The sequence below is a fragment of the Pedobacter sp. 01N416 genome (assembly GCF_056399685.1).
In genome coordinates, this window is the sequence record NZ_JBFTRT010000565.1 from 1 (window position 1) to 4,514 (window position 4,514).

Below are 4,514 nucleotides of genomic sequence, written 5' to 3' on the forward strand. Positions count from 1 at the left end.
GGTAAAGGGGGGGATTCAGTGCGCTTTATTATGGATCATGAAAAATATTCATATCCCGAAGCACTTAAATTTTTAGCCAATAAATACAATATAGAAGTTGAGGAAGCCGAACTGAGCCCTCAAGATGCCGAAGCACAAAGTGCCAAAGAAAGTCTTTATGTCGTTTCGCAGTACGCTGCTGCATTTTTTGTAAAACAGCTTTGGGAAACAGATGAAGGAAAGGGCATCGGCTTAAGTTATTTTAAAGAACGTGGCTTTAGGGAAGACATCCTTAAAAAATTTGAGGTGGGTTATTCTCCGGATGTATGGGATGCGATGACTCAAAGCGCAATCAACGCCGGACATAAATTGGAGTTTTTAGAAGCCACCGGATTATCGATCAAAAACGATAACGGCAAAATTTACGATCGCTTTCGCGGGCGGGTAATGTTTCCGATCCACAACTTTACAGGCAGGATTATTGGTTTTGGAGGTAGGACTTTAAAAACCGATAAAAATGTCCCTAAGTATGTAAATTCACCAGAAAGTGAAATTTACCACAAATCGAATGTCCTTTATGGTTTGTTCCATGCCAAAAAAGCCATTCGCGATTTGGATAACTGTTACCTGGCGGAAGGTTATGCCGATGTGCTTTCCGTACATCAGGCCGGAATAGAAAACGTAGTAGCCTCTTCGGGTACTTCGTTAACCGTAGAGCAGATTAAACTGATCGGGCGTTTTACCCAGAACATTACCATTTTGTTTGATGGTGATGCTGCAGGTATTAAAGCCTCCCTCCGTGGTTTGGATATGATTTTGGAAGAAGGACTGAACGTGAAAATCGTTTCCTTCCCCGATGGCCACGATCCCGATTCTTATATGCACCATGTTGGGGCAGGTGCTTTTAAAACCTATCTCGAGCAGAATAGAAAAGACTTTATTTTATACAAGGCGAATGTATTGCTTAAAGATGCGGGCAATGATCCGATTAAAAGAGCAGGCATTATCCGCGATATTGTAGAAAGTATTGCCAAAATCCCTGACCCGATTAAGGCCTCCGTTTTTATCAGGGAGTGTAGTAGTTTACTCGAAATAGATGAGCATATTTTACTGAGTGAGTTAAATAAAATGCGCTCGGCAAAGCTCAAAAAAAGCTTTGATAATAATCAGCGGGCAAATCCATCATCAAGTCCGAAACCATATTCTTCAGGTGCACCAGAGCCACTTGGCCCACCTGATGATTTATGGGATGACAGCGCAGGCCCAATGGGTCATGAAGCACCTGTAGAAGAAAATGAGCATCAGGAAAAAGAAATTGTGCGCTTATTACTGGCTTTCGGGCACGAACTTGTAGAATTATCGATTATTATAAATCAGAAATCGACAACGGCCGATTACCCACGTCGAACCACTTTGTTAAACATGAGGATAGAGATATTGCCGATCTGGCCATTACACTTTCAACCTCAGAATATGCTTTAAGTGAGAACTGGTTAAATAAACATCTTATCTATGTTAAAGATGAAACGATGAATTTAAAAGCGACTATTTTAGGTGGCATTTTTCACCTTAAAAAGCGTAAAGTCGAAAAAATATTGATGAATCTGTTGAAAGAAATTAAAGAGGAAAAGAACGAGGATAACCAAATGATTTTAATGCAGCGTTATGGAGTGATTAAAGGCGTTGAGCGAGAGATTTCTAAGTTCCTGGGTTCTGTTATTGTTAAATAAATTACACTTGCCAAGGAGTCCTGTAGAGATTTCGTCATCTCGACTGAAGCGTAGTCCCGACGTTAAATCGGGAGAGAGATCTATAATAGATTTCTCGATTGCGTTGCGCTTCGCTCGAAATGACGGCTTTTCAATCATGACGATCGTCCAGTAAAAAAATCAATATTAGATATGGCGTTTCATAATGATTTAGGTAAAGCAGGCGAAAATATTGCAAGGCAATATCTGGAAGACCAGGGTTATGAGATTTTAGATGAAAACTGGACCCATGGTAAAGCCGAGGTAGATTTAATTGTTTATAAAAACGGCATTATGGTTTTTGTAGAAGTTAAATCCAGGAGTTCGGTTGCTTTTGGCGAACCGGAAGAATTTGTACACAAAGCCAAGCAAATACAGATGGAATTGGCTGCTAATGCCTATATTGAATTAATGAACCATCAAAATGATATCCGTTTTGATATTATTGCAATTACATTTACAAAAAATAAAAATTATAATTTAAACCATATTGAAGATGCGTTTTGGCCTGAAGATTAACCCCATTAAAAGTTTCATATTTACCGGAATCGTGCTTGCATTTGTAAGTTCGTGTAAAGACGATTCTACCACAACCTACCGTAGTTTTATTTCACCGATGACTGGTCTTAATGTGCCGTCAGGAAATGAATTTGATGTTAAAGTACAGTTTGGCGCTGAACAGAAAGTAGACTCCGTAGTTTACTTGATCGATACCGTTAAAATGATTTCAAAAGCCGATACTTCGGCCATCAAACTTAAAACTGAAGGTTTGAAATTGGGTAACCATTTGGTAACAGCCAAAATATTCGGCGCTGGAAAATCTGAGGATTTAACCTCTAATATTAATGTTTTAGCAGCTCAGGCGCCAACGGAATATACCTATAAAGTAATTAAAACCTTGCCTCATGATACCTCTTCTTATGTAGAGGGCTTAGAATATCATGATGGCTTTTTTTACGAAAGTGCTGGCGATTACGGTCATTCCAGTTTGCGTAAAGTGGAACCATCGACAGGTAAAATCCTTCAAAAAGCAGATTTGGATAAACAGTATTTTGGAGAAGGCATAACTGTAATCGGAAGCAAAATTATCCAGTTAACTTATCGCGAAAAAGTTGGCTTTGTATATGATAAAGCTACCTTTAAAAAACTATCTGAATTTTCGTACACTACCGGCAGAGAAGGATGGGGCCTGGCTTTTGATGGCGAGAAAGTATTGAATACGGATGGTTCAAATACTGTCTTTTTTCTGAATAAAGATACCTATCAAAAAATTGGTTCGATTGATGTTTTTGATAATAAAGGCCCAATTCAAAATTTAAATGAACTGGAAATTATTGATGGGAAAATTTATGCAAACGTGTACACTACGAATGAAATCCTGATCATTAATCCAGAAACGGGTGCCGTTGAAAGCAAGATCGATTTATCCGGACTATTGCCAGCTGATTATTTTAAAACCGAAGATGCAAAGGCTAATAATGTGCTAAACGGTATCGCTTACGATAAAGCAACCAAAAGACTTTTTGTAGCCGGTAAAAAGTGGCCACATATTTTCCAGATCGAGTTGGTTAAGAAATAATTTAATTATCGATGTATCACATTGAGCTTGTCGAAATGCCTTAATATGAATTTAGATAGGTCCTTCGACAGGCTCAGGATGACAAGCTCTTAATCCTGTTTCTTCGGCTCGTCCAGGTAACCGTTAAAAATAATGGGTTGTTTATTCATGCTGCTTGCTGTTAATGAAGCATAACCATTGGTCGAAATATTAATGGTAAACCGATAGTTTTCTCTTTTTACATCCTTTGTATTAATCTGGATGGTGTAAGATCCTTTTTTATTCTTCGATTCTGTGTAGGTGAAATCTTTAGAGGTAAATTTAATACCACCTTGAGTAGGATCCATCGGAGCAGAAAAAGATCTTCCGAAATAAGGCAGATAAGCAACAATACTGTCTTTGGTAACCTTAACATCGTATTGCGAACCCGTCAGGTTTATAGAACCACCACCCTGACTACCAGGCATCATTGCTAATACTTTATTAATGTCGTTGTTCGACATCGGCATGGCGGTATTGGCAACAAAAGTATAATTTTTATCCGCTACAATTTTTATTGTAGTTTCCTTATTGGTTTGGGCAAATAATTGAACCCCAATCAAAAGAAAGGCAAGGCTCAATATTAAATTTAAACGTTTCATAATGTGTGTTTTAAATGTGTAACAATTTAAAGATGCACAGATTTGAAAGATTCCATAATAGTGCCAAAAAATGGACGGTGGACTAAATTTAACGATTTTAGTTTTTATATAGCGGATTTACCTTTTCCGAATAACTCGATTTGTATAACGGATTACTTTTCTCTGTTGCAGAAGCTCCCATTGCTGTGAATTTATAGGTGCCTACAGGAAGATTGTTGAGTTCGATTTCTCCGTTTTCATTCGTAATTAAAGTAATTAAACTCCCACCGGGATTTTTACCACCTTTAACAATTATTCCACCGATTGGCGTGCCCGCTACCCGCGATTTGGGATTAGTGGAAGGTACCAAAATGATAAATTTATAATTTCCTGCACTGGCATTATTAAATTCTATCTCTCCATTTGAGTTGGTTACGAGGGTAATTGCATCGTCTCCTGGATTTTTACCTCCTTTAACCACAATACCACCAATAGGCTGCCCAGTCACGAAACTTACTTCGCCAGTGGCTACATCTAATTTGCCTTTGATGGATTTCATAATGCAAGGGAAATGTGATTCGGGATAATTTAGTTTACAGTAATCACAAT

The 4,514-nt window shown here is 38.1% G+C and carries 4 protein-coding genes and 1 pseudogene; 3 read left to right on the forward strand and 2 right to left on the reverse strand.

All coding sequences use genetic code 11. From position 1 onward, the window contains the following. The 3 genes and pseudogenes from dnaG to AC1DND_RS23685 form a co-directional block, all read left to right on the forward strand. Nucleotides 1-1,709, forward strand: a pseudogene (gene dnaG / locus AC1DND_RS23675) (DNA primase); the annotation flags it as partial. Between the two features lie 171 nt (nucleotides 1,710-1,880). Then, nucleotides 1,881-2,246: a YraN family protein gene (locus AC1DND_RS23680; protein ID WP_230142137.1), complete on the forward strand. Its 366-nt coding sequence runs from the start codon at nucleotides 1,881-1,883 to the stop codon at nucleotides 2,244-2,246. Continuing rightward, the gene (locus AC1DND_RS23685) at nucleotides 2,224-3,306 is read left to right on the forward strand and encodes a glutaminyl-peptide cyclotransferase (RefSeq protein ID WP_477585037.1); all 1,083 of its coding nucleotides are present in this window, start codon (nucleotides 2,224-2,226) and stop codon (nucleotides 3,304-3,306) included. The genes AC1DND_RS23680 and AC1DND_RS23685 overlap by 23 nt, the downstream gene beginning before the upstream one ends. An 89-nt stretch (nucleotides 3,307-3,395) precedes the next feature. Here AC1DND_RS23685 and AC1DND_RS23690 read toward each other — a convergent pair whose 3' ends face one another. Then, nucleotides 3,396-3,926 carry a DUF4251 domain-containing protein gene (locus AC1DND_RS23690; protein WP_477585038.1) on the reverse strand — a complete coding sequence of 177 codons (531 nt, stop codon included), beginning with the start codon at nucleotides 3,924-3,926 and terminating at the stop codon, nucleotides 3,396-3,398. Nucleotides 3,927-4,023: 97 nt separating this feature from the next. Further along, nucleotides 4,024-4,514, reverse strand: a 491-nt coding sequence (locus AC1DND_RS23695; RefSeq protein ID WP_477585039.1) for a hypothetical protein, incomplete at its 5' end; no start/stop codon positions are given.